The organism is Paenibacillus sp. FSL H7-0350, from assembly GCF_038593195.1.
GTDB lineage: Bacteria > Bacillota > Bacilli > Paenibacillales > Paenibacillaceae > Paenibacillus_AQ.
The window spans coordinates 1,705,987-1,727,955 of sequence record NZ_CP151972.1 but is presented as its reverse complement, the minus strand read 5'-3'; the positions used below and the strand labels follow the sequence as shown (position 1 = coordinate 1,727,955).

Here is a 21,969-nt window from a genome sequence, read left to right as displayed (position 1 = left end):
AGAGAGCAGGAGGATACAGCAAATGGAAGAATTCAAGAAGTTAACAGGAATTGTAGCCCCGGTAGACCGGGTTAATGTAGATACGGATGCGATTATTCCCAAGCAGTTTCTGAAACGGATCGAGCGCACAGGCTTTGGCCAATTTCTCTTCTACGAATGGCGTTTTGATGAAGCGGGAAATGACAATCCGGCATTTGAGATGAACAAACCGCGTTATGAGGGAGCTTCTGTACTGATCTCCCGCGCGAATTTCGGCTGCGGCTCCTCCCGGGAGCATGCTCCTTGGGCCATCATGGATTACGGGTTCAGAGTGGTCATAGCACCATCCTATGCCGACATCTTCTATAATAACTGCTTCAAGAACGGCATTTTGCCGATCAAGCTCTCGGAGACCCAGGTAGACGATCTGTTCAGCCGCACGGCCGAGCATGAAAGCTACACGCTTACTGTGGATCTGGAGAACAATAAGCTGAGTGATGAGTATGGTCTTGCTATCACCTTTGAACTGGATGAGCACCGCCGGCAGTTCTTGCTGCAGGGGCTGGATGATATCGGCTTGACACTTCAGCATGCCGATGAGATTGCCGCTTATGAAGAGCGACATGCAGCTAAGCTTTTTGCCTAAGAGATAAGATAAGTTAACGGGTGAAGCATATTTATTCTTATATTTACACAAAACTTCTATTTCCGGGTGTCGGAAATAGAAGTTTTTTTGCTATAATCGAGATATTATTGCCTGCGAAGGCAACTTTTGGGGGTTAGTGTCGTCTTAATCTTATCTGCAAATCTATCAATGGACCAAAGGAGAGGAAAGGATGAAGAAAGTCGGACAACGGGTGTTGCTTCTACTGCTGCTGCCACTGCTCCTCCTGTCATTCGCCGGCCACAAAGCTGCGGCAGCCGGAACAAACCCCGGTAAGATCGTGATGGACAGCAAGGAGCTTGCATTGCCTAAGGGGGTAATCCTCGAGAATGTGAATGGAAGCGTTATGATTCCGGTCCGTGTAGTGGTGGAGAATCTGGGCTTCAAAGTGCTGTGGGAACAAAGCAGCCGCAAGGTAACTCTCCAGCAGGACGGCAAGTCTGTACAGCTTGCAGTCGGCAGCACCACCGCTCAAGCTGATGGTGCTAACCTGACACTTAATGCTGCACCCAAGCAGAACGGCGGGACGGTACTGGTGCCTGTCCGCTTTGTCAGCGAGCAATTCGGTCTTAGCGTCGGCTGGGACAATACAGATAAGACAGTGTACTTGAGCGGAGGGGCAACGGAGGCTGCGCCAGTCACTTCAGATCCGCTGCCGTCAGCTACCGCAGCTCCATCCGTGTCAACCGGAGCGGATCCAGTGGCTGTTCAGTCTCCGGTACCGACCACTCCGCCTCAGACGGGCACAGAGACTGCGGAGGAAGTGAACGGAAGTATTATGGCTACTCCGACTCCTGCTGCTACATCACCTGTAGTGAAGGGGGCGGTATTCAGCGAGAACCGGCTGATTGTAGCCGCTGCTGGAGGGGCCAAAGCTACGGTTACAAGAGTTACCGGACCCGACCGGATTGTGGTGGATTTTGCCGGAGCGGCATTTGCCCCTGATTTCAGCGGGAGCTTCCCGGGCGTCTCTACAGGAGGAAGTCCGCAGGGTAAGCTGGATGTGAGCGGCTACCCGCTTGTGTCTGAAATACGCTATGCGTTGTTCAGCACCAGTCCCTCGACGGTCAGGTTCGTAATCCAGACTACAGGTTACCAGAATTATCAGGTAAGTACGGATGAGAGTACGGGATTAGTCACAATAGATCTCAATGCAACGGGTAGCGGGACCGGAACACCCGTGAATCCTGTGTTTTCCGGAAGACCGATTATTGCGCTGGATGCCGGACATGGGGGCAAGCAATCGGGTGCGGTCAGTCTTACCGGCAAGCTGGAAAAAACCTTTAATCTCGCAGTTATCCTGAAAGCCGGAGCTATTCTGACACAGGAAGGCTGGGCCGATGTCATCTACACCCGTACTTCGGATATCACTCTGGGTCTCCAGGATCGTGTGAACATTGCCCAAGCAGCGAATGCCACGCTGTTCGTATCTCTTCATGCCAATTCATTAGATGTATCCTATCCAAACAGGAGCAAAGTGAATGGCAGTGAGACGTACTATAGCCGCAGTGAGAGCCTGCCGCTTGCCGAGATTATGCAAAAGCATCTGGTCACGGGAACCGGCCTCAAAGACAATGGAGTGCGCTCAAAGAGCCTGCATGTTACCCGGGAGACCCGGATGCCTGCAATTCTGCTGGAGGCGGGGTATCTGACCAATCCGGGAGATGAAGCAGCCCTGTACAGCGAACAGATGCAGGATAACCTCGCGCGGGAGATTGTAGCAGGAATTAAGGAATATCTTGGTTTGTAACATTGCATGAGCGTGGTTGTCTGTAACCGCACTACATACCTTTTAGCTATAGGGAATACACAGACATTTCCGCGTTAGTTGGGATTTATTCGCAACTTTTAAGTTCTACGAACGTCTACACTATGTCGAAGGTTGTCAGTTGGCATGCCATCAAGAACGCCCGATTGGGGGCGGAATACTAGAGTCTTAGAGGTGAAGAATGAAGAAATTTGCTTTTATGCTGTTGCTGCTGCTCTTTGTTGTGGTACTGCCAGGGCATGGACAAGCCGCTGCTGGCCAGAACAAGATCTTCCTGGATGGCCAGGAACTGAATGCAGGACAAGACGTTCCGGTGGAAAATGTAAATAACTCCATCATGGTGCCGCTAAGAATGATCGCTGAGAACCTTGGATACAAGGTGGATTGGAATCAGACAAGCAAGACCATCAAGATTGAACAGCAAGGAAAGACCATTCAGCTGATCGTAGATCAGACTGCGGCATCCGTCGACGGTAAGACGGTAATTATGTCAACAGCCCCTCTCCTGCGGAACGGTACGACACTCGTACCGATACGGTTCATTGGAGAGCAATTCGGTCTTACGGTCAAATGGGATAACACGAAGAAGGTTGTAGATCTTATTACCCCGCCCATTCCCGAGCCTAACATTGACCCGGGACTAAGTAATGGGGACGGAGGGACGGTTGTAGTGCCGCCGGGAGAACCCTCAAGCAGCCTGAGCATGATCAATGGGATCAGCTTCAATGAGAACCGGTTCACGATTGCCATAGACGGATATGCCGAGCCGAAGATCTCCAAGATCAGCGGACCGGACCGCATCATCATTGATCTGCCGAATGCCACGTTCTCGGATATATTCGGAACAGGACAAATACTTGACCCTGACCTGAACGGGAACCTGACAGTTACGGATTATCCGGATGTCTCCGGTATCCGCTATTCGCTGTATAGCACTAATCCTTATACTGTCCGATTTGTAATTGATCTTAAAACTCCCAAAAATTATAGCGTAGAGGTATCGGGAGATTCCTCAAAGCTCATTGTCATTGATTTGAACGCACAGGCTCCAGGCGATACTTCAACGCAGCCGGGCAACAGCGGGCGCAAGCTGGTTGTACTTGATGCCGGACATGGCGCGAAGGATTCAGGGGCTGTAGGCATTACCGGCAAATACGAGAAGAATTTCAACCTGGCCGTAATTCTGAAGGCGGCTGCGCTGCTAAAGCAGGAGAACAAAATTGACGTGGTGCTGACGCGCAGCGACGATACCTTCCTTGAACTGAAGGAAAGGGCGGCAATTGCCAATAACCTCGGTGCAGATTTGTTCATATCCGTCCATGCCAACAGCAGCGGATCAGCGGCTTCCAGCGGAACGGAGACCTACTATCAGCGGGACGCGAGCAAGGCTCTGGCCAATGTGATGCACAAGTATCTTGTGCAGGCTACCGGGCTTAGCAACAGGGGAGTTCGTTACGGCAACTTCCATGTGATACGCGAGACAAAGATGCCTGCGGTACTGCTGGAGGTTGGCTATCTCAGCAATCAGAAAGACGAGGCTCTGCTGTTCACTGAAGCACTGCAGAACAATGTGGCCGCATCAATGGTCAGCGGAATTAAAGAGTATCTCGGGATTCAATAACAACGGGCGGCAGCAGGGGCCGCAGAGTCGGATGCAGACCCTATAATGCGGTCAAAAGGACTTTGCGGTCCCTCCTGCCCATATTCATCTGAGGGGGTTAATCAAATGAACAAGAAATTGACATATGCAGGGATCGCTGCAATGCTGCTTCTCGTAATTTCGGGCTGCGGCGATAAACCTACTGCTGCACCGGCCGATGCGTCCGGTCAGGATTCAACCTCGGTATCCAGCGGTGCTGAAGGAAACAATGCCGGGAATGACACTCCCACTGCCACACCGGCAGCTACAAGTACGCCTGAGCCTACAGCAACTGTGACTCCAGCGGCTACGGAGGCACCGGCAGTGCCTGAGAAGCAGAGCCTTAAGATCAAGACGTATTATACTGACCTGCAACAGAACGACTTAATTCCGGCTGAAGTCTCTATCAGCTTCAAGGATGCTAAGGAGAAATATACGGAAGCCTTCAAAACACTCCAGAAGAGCGATAAGGCTGACCAAATTCCTCTATGGAGCAAGATTGAACTGAAATCACTGGAATTCTCCAATGGACAGATTGTGATGGATATTCATAAGCCGGATGAGGCACAGCTTGGTGCAGGCGGCGAGTCTCTGGCGATTGGCGCGTTGTCACAGATGTTCTTCCAGTTCGATGAAGTGAAGAATATCGATGTGCTGGTAGATGGAGAACAGGTAGAGAGCCTGATGGGGCATGTGGATCTTGTGCATCCAATTACCCGCGAGAACAACGGATTGTAGGCATTAGGCAGGAATAAGCCGGATGGCTGACGAAATTACCAACATAGAAATCCAGATGAGCCATAGAGAGGGGAATATCGAATTGTCCGGTCCAAAACAATTAAAGCGTACGGTTCAATCTTATTCTGTAAAAGCGGTATCTGCCGTTCTGGCCGGTGCGATGGTGCTTGGCGGGGCAGGGGCTGCCTTTGCCGATAATTCTTCAACCGGAGCAGCCGTTGCTGCTGTAACTCCGCAGACGGCTGCAACTGGTTCAGGGATCTTCAGTGATGTCAAGACGGGCTTCTGGGCCGAAAAGCATATCTACAAGCTGGCAACTCAGGGCATTGTGGTTGGCAATAACGGCCTGTTCCGTCCTGGCGATTCTGTGACCCAGCAGGAAGCAGTGCTGATGGCGCTGCGCTTCATGAAGCTGCAGGGAAATGTGAACACCAGTACCGAAGTTGCGCTGCCTAATGATTTTGTGGTTACGAACTATTATAAGCCATATGTAATCCTGGCCTTCCAGCACGGACTGCTGGATAAGACCACGGAGATGGCTGCAGATAACCTCAAAAGCTCGTGGGGCGAGCGGAAGGCCAGCCGTGAATGGGTTGCGGAGCTGCTGATCCGCGCGCTTGGCCAGAGTGCATCGGCGTCAGCGGCTGCAAGCCGGCCGACAGGCTTTGCCGATGATGCCAAAGTGTCCGCGAACAAACGCGGCTACATTAATACAGCGGTGGAGCTGGGACTGGCGAATGGGTTAACCGGCAACCGCTTCGATCCGCAAGGCGCTGTGACCCGTGCGCAGCTGGCTACCTTCTTTAGCCGTGCTGAAGCGCATAATAGCCTGGAATACGACAATACGTTCAAAGGAACGGTCAGTTCACTCAAGGACAGCAAGCTGGGATTGTACACTAACGGCAGTACGCTGGAATTCACTCTGAATGCCAATACCGCCTACTACACCAGTACCTCCGAGAATCGCATCTCATTGAACGAGATCCAGCCCTATACGAAGGTGACTGTAATTGGAGCTACCTATAGCGCAGCTTATGTAGAACTCACAGATCCGGCAGTCCAGGTTGAGCAGGCTGAAGGTGTGTTCACCAAGCATACACCGGGTATCATCTGGGTCGATTCCGCGAACGGATACGATCAGTATCCCTACGATTCAGACACGGCTTTCCTGGATGTGAACGGAGCGGTTATTCAGCCCGCTTCCATCACCGCCGGCAGCAAGCTTACGCTGCTGCGTGAAACCTTCACCGGTTCCCGCAAGGTTGTGAAGGTGCAGGTCACCTCCGGTATTGTGAACAAGACGGCTAAAGGCACGGTTCAAAGCGTTGACACTGCAGCCAAGAGCATCACATTTAAGAATGCCGACGGCACAGTAGAAACCTTCAAATGGGAAGATGGGACTACGCTGTTCAGCTCCCCGAACTCTATCATTCAGCCCGCAGAGCTGAATGCCGGTGCTGCTGTCTCTTATACCATCAAGGACAATACGATCCGTTCGGTGGAAGTAACCTCTGGTGTTGAACGCGTAGTGAAGGGCTTCATTTATGAGCTGACAGATTCAACGATTGTCTACCAGAAGAGCAATGGCACCCGTGAGGTCAATCTGCTGGCTGCCACACCGGCTATTGTGATTCCTAACGCCGTAAGTCCGGTAATCGCAGACCTGATCGCTGACAAAACATCCGGAGACAATGTGCAGCTAACGCTGAACGGCAATGATCAGGTGACCAAGATTGAGGTGCTCAGTCGCCAGATTGAACAATATGTGGCTGCTAGCGTTGTGGATTATAACACCAAGACCCAGTATCTGACCTTCACGGACAATAACGGCAAGGCTCATGTGGTCAAAATGGATGAGAAAACTAAGATGTCGTACGGCGGAATGCTTACCTCTTCACTGTCCACCATGGGGCCCAGATTGGTTGAGAACCGCAAGATTGATGTGACCTCTATTAATGAGCGTGCAATGTCTGTTGAACTCACAACCAAATATTCCGGCACCCTGACGGCTATCAATACTTCAACCAAAACGATTGTGTTCAAGCTGGGCAACGGACAATTGCTGACGATGTCTTATCCGCAGGCCATTGAAATGTTTGGCAAAAGCGGCGCCGTCATCACCGATGTTCCGCTCAATGTGCCGGTTACGGCAGTGCTTGCCAGCAACCAGGAGCTCATCTCTGTGCTGCGTGTGAATGGGTCGTCCCAGTTCGAGATTGCTACCATCAATGCGGGCACTAACAAGATGACCGTGAAGCTGGAGGGTGGCAGCAACAGCAGCGAGTTAAACCTGGTGAATGTGCCGCTTACCAACGAAGCAGGCCAGAAGATCGCACTGACTGAGCTGAAGGCCGGAGATTTCGTGAATCTCAGCTTCGACGGTTCCACACCGCTGTCCCTGCAGACGGTTAAACAGGTTGCCGGACAGGTAACGGCAGTGGATGCCGCAGCAGGTACATTCACTGTGAAGGATTATACGGGAGCCTCCCAGCCTTATACTGCGGGCAGCGGAGTAAGAATCCTCCGGGATGGTGTTGCAACGAACGCTCTGAGCGGTCTTACCACAGCAGACCGGGTATTGGTGCGTAAGGATGCGACTGGTGTAGTGATCATCTCCGTGTTCAGTCAGTTGAACCGGACGTTCGCCCGTTATGAGAGCGCGACGAATGAAATATACACTAAACGTGCCACGCTGAATGAGAATAATAAGTTTGGACTTGCCCTGAATGCATATATTCATCAAGGTGACACGACTTTACCCGTGCAATCTCTCAAAGAAAATGATAATATTATAATGTATTTCAATAACGACAAGGTTGTAGAGATTGTGAAACAATAATCGTTTTGGTGATTTTCCGTGTGAAACACCGTCTTGATCCTTGAATTTTCCCTGGATCAAGGCGTTTTTTTTGAAATATAAGGGCAGTACGGTGTTCGCTTGAACGCTACGAAAGTATACGATATAATGTATCTTTGCTTATATTTCTTCAGACTTGAGTAGATATGCTGCAAGAGGACTTGCAGTCATACCTGCTCCGTGGAGGGGACGCTATGAAAGCTGCAGAGGTCCGCCACATCCTGGACACTATCGGTGGCATGTTCCCTGATGCACATTGCGAGCTGAATCACAGCAATGCTTTTGAGCTTACCATAGCGGTGCTGCTTTCAGCCCAATGTACGGATGCAACAGTGAACAAGGTGACCGAGGACCTGTTTCAGAAGTACAAGGCTCCGATCGACTATATCTCAGTACCGCTGGAAGAGCTGGAGCTGGATATCCGGCGGATTGGTCTATTCCGCAACAAGGCCAAGCATATTCAGAACCTCTGCGCAATCCTGATTGAGCAGTACGGGGGTGAGGTGCCTCAGGCCCATGATTTGCTGGTAACTCTGCCTGGTGTCGGACGCAAGACTGCGAATGTGGTCGTATCGAATGCGTTCGGAGTGCCAGCGATTGCCGTGGATACTCATGTGGAACGGGTAGCCAAACGGCTCGCACTTGCGGGCTGGAAAGATTCCGTGCTGGAAGTGGAGAAGAAGCTGATGAAGGCGGTGCCGCGTGACGAATGGACGCTGACGCACCACCGGCTGATCTTTTTCGGGCGATATCACTGTAAGGCTCAGAATCCCGGGTGCCAGATCTGCCCGCTGCTGGATGTATGCCGGGAGGGCAAGAAACGTATGAAAACTGCTGTAATCAGGAAAGCTAAGGATCATACGAAAGCTAACCAAGAATTAGAGAAGAAGAGGATGGGATAGAGATGAAGTGCATTTCTGTATACACCGATAATTTTGAAGCATTTTCCGATATTTTTGACCGCGTAGTGGACAGCCCGATGGAAGAGAACGAAGAACAGGAAGTGGAAGGTATCACAATCAGCCATTCCGGCGATGTGCCTGAGTTCTACCTGGAGCGTATGTCCGCGAAGCCAGAGGTTGTAGTAATGAAAGACAAATCCCGTGGTTTGACCATCCTGCAGCACGGCAAAGTCTTTGAAATCCTGCTTCCAGTGCTGGAAACAGCTTAATTTGGTTAGAGTTAGGTAGAGAGCCGGCCCTTTGGGCCGGCTCTCTTTGCGTTTCACGAAGCTCTAGTGCGGCTGACTATTCTAAGTAATGTCTAAGCCTCAGAGTATACGCGATATAGACCATAATAGAAGGGAGAAAGAGCATGGCGCACAGCAACATAGACACACTCGTCAGATGATGAAGCAGCTCAAGATTCCATACGTGAATGGACAGGTATCTCATTAGAAAGGTAATTAACATCAGCAGGGTGACTGTGCCAGCTATAATTTTACTGGTATGAGTAATTGTGCGGTATTTCTCATAGAGAGTAGAACGGTCAGTATGAATGGGAACTGTGCCGGGTTCCGCAGCAAATATATGCATATTTCCGGCAGAACATACATACGCCCAGCCGCTGTCGGCAAAAAGCTCATGGTATTCCTGCACCTCCTGCTGAAGTACATGCTGGATATCCAGACAATAAATCCGTCTTCGGGCTGTTCCTCTACGGACAATGTAACCAGACCCTAAGCGGGAAAAACGCTCCAGTATCCAGCCCTGTTCCGACAATCTGCTTAATTTATCCATTTCCTCTTGCTCGGCAAAAGCCAAGCCCCAAGACATAATATAGCGTGTCTGCTTATTGTTTCCCCTCATTGTAGCTCCTCCTTCGCATTTAGCTGTGCCAATCTCCCGTGTTTTGACATTCTTAACCGTCGTTCAATCTCAGCTTCTACCATAGCCGTTCCCGCTTGAGTAAGCTGATAGGTCTTGCGCCGTTCATCGTCGTCTTCGTGTAAAAGGATGTAACCGGATTTCTGCAGCTTCTTGATGAGTGTATATAATGTCGCAGGACCCATGGTGATCTCGCCTTCGGTAAGCTCTTCGATGTATTTCATAATTGCATAGCCATGCTTAGGTAAGAGTAAAGCGAGCAGGATGTAGTAAGCAGAATCGGACATTTGCTCAGTTTTCAAGGGGGTATTCTTAGGCATACCATTCCTCCTATCAAAAATATTGAGATCGAATGATATATCCATAATGGATATATCCGTCATGGATATAGTATATGATTATGGTATTATCTGTCAAGCGATATATGGCATCTGCGAAATCTAGTTTTTCGTGAAGGTTTATAGGTGATTTTGTAAATGTGGATATTTGATTTGTGACGATCTGATGATAAAATATAATTATTCTATTCTTGCAGTGAAATAAATCATACAAATGTAATAATTATGAAAGAAGCTATAGAACGCAGCAAAGGCGGGGATGTCGTGGGAGCAGAACGGGAAAGAGTGGAGCAGGTTACAGCGGGATCATCAGCGCTTAGGCTGCTGGAGGAGCGCATGAGGCAATGGGGAGAACAGAAGAGTGCGCAGATTGTAGCAGATCTAAGGGTTAAAGAGCACGCAGATGAGCTGACGCTGGCATTCTGCGGACATTTCTCGGCAGGGAAGTCAAGCATGATTAACAAGCTCTGTGGTAAGCCTGTGCTGCCTTCGGGTCCGGTTCCAACCAGTGCGAATATTGTATCGATCCGCAGCGGAGCACCGCAGGTGCTGCTGCATCCGGTGGACGGAAGTTCCGGAGGGAATCTTGGGGTGATCAAGACTACGCCTGACCGGCTTCAGGATTACTGCCGCCAGGGGACTGAATATTCAGCGATAGAGGTGTGGGAGGATGTCCCGGTGCTGGGGGCTCACGGTGTGCTGATGGACACTCCCGGCGTAGATTCGACAGATGAGGGCCATCAGGCGGCGACGCGCTCGGCGCTGCATCTGGCGGATGCCGTGTTCTATGTGATGGATTACAATCATGTGCAGTCGGAGAATAATCTGGCGTTTGCCAAAAGCCTTAGTGACTGGGGAAAGCCGCTCTACCTGATCATCAATCAGATCGACAAGCACAGGGAGCAGGAAATCCCGCTGGAGGAATACCGGGGGCAAGTGGAAAACGCTTTCCGGGAATGGGGGGTTCATTCTGCGGGGCTGTTGTTCACTTCACTTAAGGTGGAGGGGCATCCGCTGAATCAGTGGAAGGATCTGCTGTCGTTGATCTCCGGTCTGCTGGAGCAGCGGCAGGTACTGCTTGAATATAGCTTGTCCCGTTCCATGCATCATACGGCGGATGCTGTAATTGCGGATTATCGTGAGCAGCAGCAGGAGGAGCGGGCTGCGCTGCTCGAAGAGGCAGACGGTGCAGCGGCTGAAGCTGTGGAAGCAGAGCTCCTGGCAACGATGCAGGAGGAAGCGTCGCTGGAGAAATTGCCTGAACAGTCGTGGGTCGATCTGCGCAGCAGGCTGGACGCTCTGCTGGGCAACACGAATCTGATGCCGGCCGATCTGCGGGATGCAGCGGGCGCATACATCGAGAGCCTCCAGCCTGGCTTCCGGCGCGGCCTGCTCTTCACCGCTGCGAAGCGGGAGAAGGAGCAGGGAGCGCGGCTGCTGCACTGGCATAGCCTTCAGCAGAGAGAGATCACTGCCCAGCTGGAGTGGCACACTCTCGAGCTCGTGCGCGAATGGGCGGAAGGCCTGGAGCTATGGCAGGAGGAAGCGGAGCCTATGCTGAAGCAGGCCTTCCCGGCGGTGAGCCAGCAGTGGCTGGCGGATCAGGTGAAGCCGGGAACCGGGGCTTCGGGCGAGGCGCTGCTTAATTTCTGCCGCACGCTTGCGGCAGAGATTAAGGCGCAGTTCCGCCGCGCGGTCCTTGCCTTCGGCGAGCCGCTGCTGGATGCGCTGCCGCCGCTGGTGGAGGAGCGGCGCGCGGAGCTCACGCGCCGCGGGGCGGCCCTGCAGCGGCAGGCGCATGCGCTCGCCGCGCTGGCCGCTCTGGACCGCGCGGCTGCCGCTCGCGCGGACGCCCTCGCGGCGCTGCTGCCGCCGCGCCGCACCCTCACCCCCGGCGCGCTGCCGGGGGTGCCGCCCCTGGCGGCTGGCGCGCCTAGCGCCGCCAGCCTGGAACCGCCGCCGCGCGTGGCAGCGGCGGCAAGCTAGCGCCGCCCCGGCTTGGGCGGCGGGCACGACACAGCCGGCGGGCGGGCGCGCCGCCGGCTGACACAGGCCGCAGCGGCGCTGCACGCGGCGGCCGGGGTGCTGCGGAGCGAGCCGGCTATGGCCTCGGCGGCGCGCAGCCTGGCGGCGCGGGCGGAGGATCTCGCCGGCGGCCGCTTCACGATGGCGCTGTTCGGAGCGTTCAGCGCCGGCAAATCCTCCTTCGCCAACGCCCTGCTGGGCGAAGAGGTGCTGCCCGTGTCGCCGCATCCGGCAACAGCTGCCGTCGGGCGGATTCTGGCGCCGGAGGGCGGCTTCGCCCATGGGGCGGCGGCCATCACCATGAAGCGGGCGGAGGAGGTCTGGGAGGACATCCTCCATTCCTTCAGTGTGCTGCAGCTGGCACCGCCGCAGCACCACTCGTGGACCGCAGCCGTAGCCCGGCTGCAGACCGGCGGGCTTCATCCGTCCGCGCTGCCGCATGCCGGCTTCCTGCGGGCAGCTGCCGCCGGATGGGAGGAATCCCGTCCGCTGCTCGGGACAGAGCGGACCGTCAGCCTGGCGGAATACCGCAGCCTGGTTGCAGACGAGAAGCGCGCCTGCTTCGTGCAGAGTACTGATCTGTATTATGACAGTCCGCTGACACGGAGCGGCATTGTATTAGTGGATACGCCGGGTGCGGATTCCTTACATGCCCGGCACACCGGTGTTACCTTCGGCTACATGAAGAACGCCGATGCCATCTGCTTCGTGACCTACTATAACCACGCCTTTTCCAAGGCTGACCGCAGCCTGCTTGCCCAGTTGGGTAGAATCAAGGACAGCTTCGCGCTCGACAAAATGTTCTTCATCATCAACGCCGCAGACCTCGCAGCGGACGAGGCTGAGCTTGAAGAGGTGAAGCAGCATGTGGCGCAAAATCTGCGGGCCGGAGGCCTGACCTCACCGCGGATTTACAGCGTGTCCAGCCTGCTTGCGCTGAAGGGCAAGACAAGCGGAGCGGGGGAGGCTTACGAGGCCTCCGGGTTCGGCAGCTTTGAAGCCGCACTCTCCGCGTTCGCCGGTGATGAACTGCCGGGACTGTCTTTGGCAGCAGCCAAGGACAGCCTAAGCTCGGTGCGCGGGCGCGCCGAAGAATGGCAACGCCTTGCGCTGATGGAAGCAGACCAGCAGGCGGAAGGAATGAAGCAGTTCCGGCAGCGCCGGGAAGCGGCGAATCTGCGGCTGGCTGCGCTTGCGCAGGAAGACCGGCCGCTCCGGGACCTGCGCCGTGAAGGTGCAGAGCTTCTCTATCATGTCCGGCAGCGGATTGCTTTTTCGTTCGGGCGTTCCTTCCAGGAGTCCTTCCATCCATCCATTCTCCGGGAAGACGGAGGGAACCTGAAGGACATCTTCATCGCCTGCGGGCGGGAGCTGGAGCGCAGTCTTCTGCGTGAACTGGAGCAGGAGCTGTGGGCAACGACCCTGCGGCTGGAGTCGGCAGGGCGCAGATTCGTGACCCAGGCGGCCACAGCGGCTGCAGCCGAGCTGTCCATCCCGGATCAGGAGCTTCAGCTGCTGGAGAATCCGGATGAGCGCTGGCCCGCACCTGCGAAGCTGAACTGCGTTCTGGCTCCGCTGGACTGGGCCGGACTGTGGAGCCGCTTCAAATCTCCGCGCCACTTCTTCGAGGGACCGGGCCGGGCAGAGATCCGCGCGGCTGCCGAGCCGTGGTTCAAAGAAGCGGTGGCTGCGGCGGCGCAAGGACAGGAGGACTCTCTGTTGACATTCTACACCGATGCAGCGGCAGCGGCCTTATCCCAGGCCGCAGACCAGCTGCGTGAAGGCCTGTCCGAACAGGAGGCAGCCATGTCAGCGCTGCTGAAAGGGGGTGATGGTGCGGAGCATTGGGGCCGGATCGCCCAAGAATTACGGCTCCAGGAGCAGACTTTCGTTGAAATATAAAAAATTATAGGTTTTTCACTTGATAAACCGTTTTTAATTGTCTGTTGAACAGCGATCTGTGAAGTTTGTAGGAAAATGTCGAAGAACACTTGCAATCTGGTGGATGATGGATGAAAATAAAGAAGACTGAAAATTTACAATCAAACTGCGACATTTTACAGAAACAGAGAAGTCAGCAGACAAATTTGCGAAAAGAGGTTGGAGTCGACAATGTGGGGAGCTCCTTTATCAGCCCGGAGTAAAAAGCTGCTGCTGCTCGGCAGCGGTGAACTGGGTAAGGAAGTCATTATCGAAGCTCAGCGCCTTGGCGTAGAGACCGTAGCTGTGGATCGTTATGAAGCGGCACCCGCGATGGGCGTGGCCCACCGCTCTTATGTACTGGACATGCTGGATGCAGAGGCACTCAAGCAGCTTATCCGTACTGAGAAGCCGGATTTGATTGTACCGGAGATTGAAGCCATTGCTACAGGGGCGCTGGTGGAGCTGGAGGAAGAAGGATTCCTCGTTGTTCCTACCGCCCGTGCTGCTCGGCTGACCATGGACCGCGAAGGCATCCGCCGTCTGGCGGCAGAAGAGCTGGGCCTGCCTACAGCGGCCTACCGGTTCGCTGACAGTCTGGATGAACTTCGTCAGGCCGTGTCAGAGCTGGGAACGCCTTGTGTGATTAAGCCGATCATGAGCTCATCAGGCAAAGGCCAGAGCGTGTGCAGAACACCAGGCGATGCGGAAGGCTGCTGGAATACGGCGCTTGAAGGCGCACGTGCGAAGGGGACACGCGTCATCGTGGAGGCTTTTGTTACCTTTGAGAGCGAGATTACACTGCTTACCGTCCGTTCGGTTAGCGGAACCGTATTCTGTCCGCCGATCGGCCACATTCAGCAGGATGGCGATTATGTAGAGTCCTGGCAGCCGCATCAGATGAGCGGGGCGCAGCTGGAAGAGGCTGAGGCTATCGCCCGGGCGGTTACCGATCAGCTTGGCGGTTATGGAATTTTTGGTGTGGAGCTGTTCCTCACCGCGGATGGGGTTCTGTTCAGTGAAGTGTCCCCCCGGCCGCATGACACAGGTATGGTTACAATGATTACGCAAGATTTGTCGGAATTTGCTCTGCATGTCAGAGCCATTCTTGGATTTCCGCTGGAAGCGGTACGTTTGTTGACACCGGGAGCTTCGGCCACCCTGAAGACGGATGGAACCGGACAAGCTTTTGCGGTGACCGGGATTGAAGAGGCATTGGCCCTTCCCCGCACGCAGGTCCGGATATTCGGTAAGCCGGAGATCCGCCCAGGGCGGCGGATGGCAGTAACACTCAGTTCAGCGGAAGATGTTGAAATCGCGCGGATGACGGCCAAGCAGGCTGCGTCTAAGCTACAAGTGGAGGTATACAAGGATGAACAGTAGTACTCAGGAGCAGGTACTGCAAATTCGCAAATGCGGCATGAATGATCTGGAGAGAGTGACAGCCCTTTTGCGTGAATTCGGCTATCCGACAACGCTTAGCGTGATGAAAGAGAGAATGGAAGGCATGGAGCATGATCCGTTCCACTGCACACTGGTCGCAGAGCTCAATAACGAAGTTGTGGGAATGATCGGTTTACGGCAGGTGAAGTCCTACTACAAGCATGCCGATTGTATTACGGAGATTACCGCGCTGATCGTATCAGAGGAGCTTAGAGGACAAGGCCTTGGCAAAAGACTCGTGAGCGCAGCGGAAGAATGGGCACGCCATCAGGGCTGCTGCCAGCTGTTCCTGCGGAGCGGCAACCGCGTTGAACGTGCACCTGCACATGCGTTTTACCGCCATATCGGCTTTGAAAAGACAACTGGCTACCGCTTCAACAAAGCCCTGCTATAATCCTATACGTGTAACCGAACATCCCCATCCCGGCGTAATCGGGATGGTTTTTTTTTGGAGATAGCGTGACAACCCCGCCACTGCTGGTCTGGAATGCTCCCCGCTCCGCCTTTTCCCCGAGGTCGCCCCAGGAATTTAGTGGGAAAAGAGCATCTATTTCGCCCGAAATCCCCCTATCTAGAACAGCAGTTGGAAAAAGTACATCTATTCGTCGGTAACCCCAGCGTTATGAGCAAATCCGCAGAAATAAATGTCATTTATCTACTGAAATTAGCCTTAATGGTTAATATGATCAAATTAAGTGCGCGAAATCCACTTGTTGATTAAAAAGAGTACAACTCAAAGCTTGGTCGTCGCTGCGGTGAACATTTGGCCCTCCGGCCGCTATCGCTCCTATAGTTCCAAATTTCCCCTCCGCTTCTTTTGCTTTTTGTTAACTTCTTAAGTGCTCTAACCTATGTACATAATTTCCGCTTGCGTTATATCAGGACACGCTATATAGTAAATTGCTCCTTCTATATAAACATAGATCGGACCATTTGAATCAGCTATTATAGTTCTGTGAACCTCCATATCCTATGCCGAAGAGGGATGAAGCATGTACAAATTAATACTCGCCGAAGACGAGGAAGATGTAAGAGAAGGAATTATTGCCCAGATTGACTGGGAGCAGTACGGCTTCGAGGTTGTTGAGCAGGCCGAGAACGGGCGGGAGGCGGCGGATGCGATCGACCGGCTGCTGCCGGATGTGGTCGTTACCGATATCCAGATGCCTTTTATGAACGGGTTGCAGCTCGCAGAATGGATACGCAGCCGCCATCCGAATACGAAGATTATCATTCTGACCGGCTATGATGAATTCGAATACGCCCAGAAGGCGATCAAGCTGCAGATTGATGAATATATCCTGAAGCCCTTCTCGTCCCAGGAGCTGATTGATGTTCTGCTTAAGGTTCGCGCGACGATCGAGACCGAGATCGCCGAGAAGGAGAATGTGTTCGTACTGAGCGAGCATTACCGTAAGAGCCTGCCGCTTCTGCGTGAGCAGTTCCTCTCTACCCTGGTGTCCCGCCGTTTGCGTTCTGCAGAGATCGCTGAGAAAAGCACTGAGTACGGCATCCCCCTTACCGGTGAATTGTTCCAGTCCTCGGTGATCAGCATCGATTATATCCGTCCGGACCGTTCCCCCGGGCTTCAGGAAGGGCGGCCCGTGTCCCTGCGGGATACCGGAGACCGTAATCTCCAGCTCTATGCTGTGCTGAACATCGCGGAGGAGATCTGCCAGAAGCATGACTTCGGCAAGGTATTCATCCACCGGGATGATGTTGTGCTGCTCTCGGTCAGCCAGAGCCCGGAGGAGAGCGACATCACCGCCAGAACCTTTGCCATTCTCGAAGAGATCTGCCAGAATGTGCAGCGCTTCCTGAAGCTGACGGTAACTGCCGGGGCCGGCACTGTCTGCAAGGCACCGTCCATGCTGTTCCATTCCTTCGGGGATGCGCTGCAAGCGCTTGATTACCGGCTGATCCTCGGCAACAACCGGGTCATCTGGATTGAGGATGTGGAGTCACGGTCCAGCCGGATGCTGGACTATGATGAGCTGACCCAGCAGTCGCTGATCCGCACGATCAAGCTGGGCACCGTCCAGGAGCTGCGCGAAGTCGTGGACGAGCTGTTTCGGGGACTGGATACGGAGCAGGTGTCGGCGCAGGATTATCAGATCTTCCTGCTGGAGATCATCACCTCCATTCTGCGGGTGGCGAAGGAATCCGGGAGCGGAACGAATGATTTTATCGGACCCGGCCTGACCTCGCTAAGCGATATGAACAAATTCAACAACCTGGAAGAAGCCCGGCAGTGGATTATTACCGTATGTACCCGGCTGATGGATTCCATTGCATCGGGGCGCCAGTCGAGCTACAAGCAGCTCATAGACCAGGCTAAGGAATATATCCGCAGCCACTATGAAGAATCCGATATGTCCATCGGCAGGGTATGCCAGCATCTGCATATCAGCACGGGCTATTTCAGCAGCATTTTCAAAAAAGAAATGAAGATGACCTTCGTCAGCTATCTGCTGCAAATCCGGCTGGAGGCCGCGAAGGAGCTGCTTCGTTCCACCGAGCTGAAGGCGTTCGAGATCGCCGAGCGGATCGGCTTTGCCGACCCGAATTATTTCAGCTTCTGCTTCCGCAAGAAATACGGACAATCCCCTAAAGAGTATAAGAACAGCGCGCGGGGAGAATAGTCATGAACAAGCCGAAGGGTTATTTCTTCCCGCTGCGGCCTGGGCCTGGCAAGAGCGGCAGGCTGCGCCTGTCCTCGAAGCTGCGGAGCATTCAGCTGATTATCACGCTGACGTTCATGGCGGTGACTGCGGCGGTGGCCGTGATCGTCAGTGTGATGCTGTACGGCAAATTCGCCAACACGGCGGAGGAGAATGCCAATCTCAACATGCAGCAGATCATTGAACAGGTGAACTATAACCTGGAGCTTTACGTGAAGGGGATGGGCAGTATTTTTGCGACCGCCGAGAAGCAGATTACCTCTACGCCCTCCATCGATTCCCCGCTGCTCTATGAACGGATGGATACACTGATGAGCAGCCGCGAGGATCTGGTGTCTGTGGCTGTTTTTACCCCGCAGGGACAGTACGTCGTAGGGACGCCGGGGCAGACGATGCGCATGAACACGGGGCTGGAGAGCCAGAGCTGGTTCACTACAGCCAAGCGCACCTCGGAGATCTCCTATTCCGCCCCGCATATCCAGAATCTGTTCAAGGGCAGGTATACCTGGGTGGTCTCCATCTCCAAGCTGATTCAGTACAGAGAGAACGGGGAACTGAGAACCGGGGTGCTGCTGCTTGACTTCAACTTTAGAACGATTGACGAACTCAGCAAGCAGGTCAAGCTGGGCAAAAGAGGCTACGCCTACATCCTCGATCCGCTTGGCAATATCGTCTACCACCCGCAGCAGCAGCTCATCTACGCCGGGCTGAAGTATGAGAATGTGGAGCCGGTGCTGGAATACGCCTACCGCAGCTATCTGGACGAATCAACCGGGGAGAAGCGGTTTATTACCGTACGCACACTGGCGCAGACCGGCTGGAAGATTGTCGGGGTAGCCTATTACGATGAGATTGTCACTACCAAGCGGGATCTGAACCAGTTCCTGGCGTGGTTTCTTGGTGTTGTGCTCGTCTGTGTTATTGCGGTCTCGGTCTTCCTGTCCTGGCTGATTGCAAGCCCCATCCGCAAGCTGGAGCGTACCGTGAAGCAGGTGGCGGAGGGGGATTTGAATACGCCGATTAATGTCAGCGGAGCCTATGAGGTAGAGCAGCTGTCGAGGCGCTTCAACATGATGCTCCAGCGTATCCGCCAGCTGATGGAGCAGATTATTTATGAGCAGGAGACGAAGCGTAAGGGCGAGCTTGAGGTGCTGCAATCGCAGATCAACCCGCATTTTCTGTACAATACGCTGAATTCGGTTATCCGGCTGGCCGAACGCGGCAAAACGGATGAAGTCGTCACCATGATCCAGTCACTCTCAAGATTCTTCCGTATCAGCCTCAGCAAAGGCAAGAATATTATTACCATCCAGGAAGAGCTGGACCACATCCGCCATTACCTGGTGATTCAGAGCTTCCGCTTCAAGAATAAATTCCGTTATGAGATCACGGCGCAGGAGGAGGTCCTGGAGTGCCAGACGATCAAGCTGATCCTGCAGCCTATCGTGGAGAACGCGCTCTATCACGGGATCGAAATGCTGCCGGACGAGGGGCTGATCTCGATCACCGCCGGGCTTCAGGACGGGCTAATTATCATCAAGGTCAGCGACAACGGCCTTGGCATGTCCAGGGAGACGGTGAACGGCATTCTAAGCGGAAGCGTCAAAAGCACCAGCGGATCAGGGGTCGGCGTCCGGAATGTGCATGAACGGATCGGCCTGTATTACGGGCGGGAGTACGGGCTTGCTTTTGAGAGTGAGCTGGAAGAGGGGACGGTTGTTACGATTGTGTTCCCGGCCCGCCCGGCGGGAGAGGCTACGGATGAGCAGAAGGAGGAGACGAACCTGTGAAAAGCCTGCGTGTATGGCTCACCGTGCTGCTGTGCGGTGTGCTGTGGATCTTTGTGTCCTCTTGCTTCAATGCCTCGCCAGCTTATATCAGCACCAGCAAGACGCGGAATATCCACCTGATTGTCAAGATGAACCAAGGGGACTACTGGAACACCTTGAAGCTGGGAGCAGAGGCTGCGGCGAAGGAATTCAATGTCAATCTCACCTTTAAGGCACCGGATTCGGAGAGTGATATTGAGGAGCAGGTCGTCATGGTGGAGGAGTCCATTAAGGAGAAGGCGGATGTGATTATTCTCGCGGCCAGCAGCTATATGGGACTGGCACAGGTAGTGGACCAGGCGGCGTATTCCAGAATTCCGGTCATCTCAGTCGATGCGGAGGTCGGCTCGGCCAAGGTTCGGACTTACGTGGGATCGAACGGCTACGAGGCCGGACAGAAGTCCGCCGAGCGTCTGATCCAGCTGCTGGGGGGCTACGGCGAGATCGGGATCATTAACTTCACCAATTCGTCGCTTACCCCGGACTCCGGCAAGAATGGCAGTATCGACTATGGTGCGCGGGATGCAGATGAGCGGGAAAAGGGTTTTCTGAATTACGCCGCCCGCTTCCCGAATGTTAAGGTCGTACCGATCGCCTACACCTCCTCCAGCACCTCCGACGCCGAGAATCTGACCCGGGAGATGCTGAACAAGTATCCCGAGCTGCGTGGTATTGCCACCCTGAATGAGATTGCTTCACAAGGCGCGGCCAGGGTGATTCAGGGCCTGAAGAGGGATAGTGTGCAAATGATTGCTTTTGACAGCTCGCCCTCCATGATGGAATCGCTTCAGGATGGCACTGTGCAGGCTACCGTCATCCAGAATCCGTTCAGCAACGGGTATCTGGCAGTGAAATATGCTGTGGAGGCACTCGAAGGGATGGATATTCCCGAACGCGTGGACACCGGCACCAAGCTTATCGATCTGGAGAATATGCTGTGGCCGGAGAATCAGAAGCTGCTGTTCCCGTTTGTAAGATAGCAGAATTTTCATGAAACTGAGTAGGATTTTATATTCGCAACCGTTTTCACGTAGGGCATAATAAGGATGTACCCGGGACACACCGGGTTCATCCAAATAAAGAAATATCCTCAGGAGGTCAATTAGACATGAAAAAAATCACTTCCGTTTTACTTGCCAGTGCATTGCTGGGTGCTGCTCTCGCAGGCTGCGGCGGCAACAATAACAAGGCGTCTGATGCTGCTAACACAGGAACTGCGGCTAACACAGCGAATTCGGGTTCAACTGAGACTCCAAAGGTCGGCGTAGCGATCTACAAATTCGACGACACGTTCATGACGGGTGTCCGCAACGCCATCGATGCTGCTGCTAAGGGTATTGCCACGGTTGATATCGTAGACAGCCAGAATTCCCAGCCAACACAGAACGATAAGGTGGATCTGTTCATCACCAAGAAATATAACGGCATGCTGATCAACCCGGTAGACCGCACTGCTGCTGGCGTCATCATTGACAAGGCCAAGACAGCGAACATTCCAGTGGTTTTCCTGAACCGCGAGCCGCTGCCGGAAGATATGAAGAAATGGGATAAAGTCTACTACGTAGGCGCCAAGGCTGAAGAGTCCGGCACCATGTCCGGCCAGCTGATCGTGGATTACTGGAAGGCACACCCTGAAGCCGACAAGAACGGTGATGGCGTACTGCAATATGTCATGCTGAAGGGCGAACCGGGACACCAGGATGCCGAGCTGCGCACCACGTACTCCATCCAGGCGATTGAAGATGCTGGCATCAAGGTAGAGAAGCTGGCTGAAGATACCGCGATGTGGGATCGTGTAAAAGGCCAGGAGAAAATGGCAGCCTTCCTCGGCTCCCACGGCGACAAGATTGAAGCCGTACTGGCCAACAACGATGACATGGCACTCGGCGCCATCGAAGCTCTGAAGGCTCAAGGCTACTTCAGCGGCGATAAGTACATGCCGGTTGTAGGCGTGGATGCCACAGCTCCTGCGGTTCAGGCTTTGCAGGATGGAACGATGCTGGGTACTGTACTGAACGATGCCAACAACCAAGGTAAAGCAGCGATTACCCTGGCCGCTCTGCTGGCCAAAGGCGAAACACCAACCAAAGAGAACGTAGGCTTCGACATCACAGACAACCAGTTTGTATGGATCTCCTACAAAAAAATCACCAAAGACAACGTAGCAGACGCGAAATAATTCGTTAACAGGTGCAAGGATACAGATACAGATACATTTCATAGATACCAGTCCCGGAGGGCGCTGTACCGCGCTCTCCGGAA

At 53.8% G+C, this 21,969-nt stretch carries 17 protein-coding genes; 15 read left to right on the top strand and 2 right to left on the bottom strand.

All coding sequences use genetic code 11. From position 1 onward, the window contains the following. The first annotated feature begins 22 nt into the window (after positions 1-22). From leuD to NYE24_RS08045, 7 genes are all read left to right on the top strand, one after another. Positions 23-625: a 3-isopropylmalate dehydratase small subunit gene (gene leuD, locus NYE24_RS08075; protein WP_076156715.1), complete on the top strand. Its 603-nt coding sequence runs from the start codon at positions 23-25 to the stop codon at positions 623-625. 190 nt (positions 626-815) lie between these two features. Then, on the top strand, positions 816-2,393 hold the full coding sequence (locus tag NYE24_RS08070; RefSeq protein ID WP_342478449.1) for an N-acetylmuramoyl-L-alanine amidase: 1,578 nt from the start codon (positions 816-818) through the stop codon (positions 2,391-2,393). Between the two features lie 199 nt (positions 2,394-2,592). Then, positions 2,593-4,032, top strand: a complete 1,440-nt coding sequence (locus tag NYE24_RS08065) for an N-acetylmuramoyl-L-alanine amidase family protein (protein ID WP_342478448.1) — start codon at positions 2,593-2,595, stop codon at positions 4,030-4,032. A 105-nt stretch (positions 4,033-4,137) separates the two neighbouring features. After that, a complete protein-coding gene (locus tag NYE24_RS08060; protein ID WP_342478447.1) occupies positions 4,138-4,788 on the top strand; it encodes a GerMN domain-containing protein in 651 nt (216 codons plus the stop codon). Positions 4,789-4,810: 22 nt separating this feature from the next. After that, entirely contained in the window at positions 4,811-7,627 is a 2,817-nt protein-coding gene (locus NYE24_RS08055; protein WP_342478446.1) for an S-layer homology domain-containing protein, read from the top strand. A 212-nt stretch (positions 7,628-7,839) separates the two neighbouring features. Continuing rightward, positions 7,840-8,547 (top strand): endonuclease III, encoded by a 708-nt coding sequence (gene nth / locus NYE24_RS08050; RefSeq protein WP_036697993.1) that lies wholly within the window; start codon positions 7,840-7,842, stop codon positions 8,545-8,547. Between the two features lie 2 nt (positions 8,548-8,549). Next, on the top strand, positions 8,550-8,816 hold the full coding sequence (locus tag NYE24_RS08045) for a hypothetical protein (protein WP_036697991.1): 267 nt from the start codon (positions 8,550-8,552) through the stop codon (positions 8,814-8,816). Positions 8,817-8,892: 76 nt separating this feature from the next. Here the strand turns inward: NYE24_RS08045 and NYE24_RS08040 are convergent, their stop codons facing one another. Further along, positions 8,893-9,453, bottom strand: a complete 561-nt coding sequence (locus tag NYE24_RS08040) for a DUF2812 domain-containing protein (protein WP_076156726.1) — start codon at positions 9,451-9,453, stop codon at positions 8,893-8,895. Then, the gene (locus NYE24_RS08035) at positions 9,450-9,791 is read right to left on the bottom strand and encodes a PadR family transcriptional regulator (protein ID WP_036697987.1); all 342 of its coding nucleotides are present in this window, start codon (positions 9,789-9,791) and stop codon (positions 9,450-9,452) included. The genes NYE24_RS08040 and NYE24_RS08035 overlap by 4 nt, the downstream gene beginning before the upstream one ends. A gap of 243 nt (positions 9,792-10,034) precedes the next feature. On the opposite strand from NYE24_RS08035, the gene NYE24_RS08030 reads away from it, so the two are divergent. The 8 genes from NYE24_RS08030 to NYE24_RS07995 all read left to right on the top strand — a co-directional run bounded on the left by NYE24_RS08030 (position 10,035) and on the right by NYE24_RS07995 (position 21,886). Beyond that, entirely contained in the window at positions 10,035-11,795 is a 1,761-nt protein-coding gene (locus tag NYE24_RS08030; RefSeq protein ID WP_342478445.1) for a dynamin family protein, read from the top strand. A gap of 12 nt (positions 11,796-11,807) precedes the next feature. Continuing rightward, the gene (locus NYE24_RS08025) at positions 11,808-13,736 is read left to right on the top strand and encodes a dynamin family protein (protein ID WP_342478444.1); all 1,929 of its coding nucleotides are present in this window, start codon (positions 11,808-11,810) and stop codon (positions 13,734-13,736) included. Between the two features lie 210 nt (positions 13,737-13,946). Continuing rightward, on the top strand, positions 13,947-15,137 hold the full coding sequence (gene purT / locus NYE24_RS08020) for a formate-dependent phosphoribosylglycinamide formyltransferase (RefSeq protein ID WP_076156731.1): 1,191 nt from the start codon (positions 13,947-13,949) through the stop codon (positions 15,135-15,137). After that, positions 15,127-15,591 carry a GNAT family N-acetyltransferase gene (locus tag NYE24_RS08015; protein ID WP_036700727.1) on the top strand — a complete coding sequence of 155 codons (465 nt, stop codon included), beginning with the start codon at positions 15,127-15,129 and terminating at the stop codon, positions 15,589-15,591. The genes purT and NYE24_RS08015 overlap by 11 nt, the downstream gene beginning before the upstream one ends. Before the next feature lie 598 nt (positions 15,592-16,189). Continuing rightward, positions 16,190-17,839, top strand: a complete 1,650-nt coding sequence (locus NYE24_RS08010) for a response regulator (RefSeq protein WP_342478443.1) — start codon at positions 16,190-16,192, stop codon at positions 17,837-17,839. Positions 17,840-17,841: 2 nt separating this feature from the next. Beyond that, the gene (locus tag NYE24_RS08005) at positions 17,842-19,668 is read left to right on the top strand and encodes a sensor histidine kinase (protein WP_084649087.1); all 1,827 of its coding nucleotides are present in this window, start codon (positions 17,842-17,844) and stop codon (positions 19,666-19,668) included. Beyond that, positions 19,665-20,687: a substrate-binding domain-containing protein gene (locus NYE24_RS08000; RefSeq protein ID WP_342478442.1), complete on the top strand. Its 1,023-nt coding sequence runs from the start codon at positions 19,665-19,667 to the stop codon at positions 20,685-20,687. Before NYE24_RS08005 ends, NYE24_RS08000 begins: the two co-directional genes overlap by 4 nt. Before the next feature lie 128 nt (positions 20,688-20,815). After that, a complete protein-coding gene (locus NYE24_RS07995; RefSeq protein ID WP_036700733.1) occupies positions 20,816-21,886 on the top strand; it encodes a galactose ABC transporter substrate-binding protein in 1,071 nt (356 codons plus the stop codon). Positions 21,887-21,969 lie beyond the last annotated feature (83 nt).